The following is a 285-nucleotide window of genomic DNA, read 5'->3' as shown; positions in this document are numbered from 1 at the left end:
CCCTTGTTCAGGTAGCGGAATCAGGCGGGATGCGCCCTGACGTACAGCGCTTCCTTCTGATATGCGCAGGTCACCACGATGCTGGGTTCTCCGAGTTCTTGCGGCGCGACAATACGCTTAGTGTGGAGTCCATGCCGTACGATCGCTACCTTTAACGGGCACGCACCTACTTCGGTTTCTCCGAATCGCAAGTGCAGCGTCTTTTTGCCAAACTGAAAACTCTTTTGTAAAGGTTGAAAATGAAGCTGGTTCACGAATTTAAAGAGGGTAGCTGGGGTAGTAGTC

The 285-nt window shown here is 51.9% G+C and carries 1 protein-coding gene; it reads right to left on the bottom strand.

Annotated features, from left to right (window positions below; all coding sequences use genetic code 11):
- Positions 1-20: 20 nt before the first annotated feature.
- A partial coding sequence (locus AC1RPN_RS08885; protein WP_481763825.1) for a hypothetical protein occupies positions 21-285 on the bottom strand: 265 nt, incomplete at its 5' end.

The sequence above is a fragment of the Dellaglioa sp. CoH-57-MRSF-20 genome, from assembly GCF_056781955.1.
Note: the sequence above shows the minus strand (reverse complement) of the source record. Positions and strands in the feature narration are given on the sequence as shown.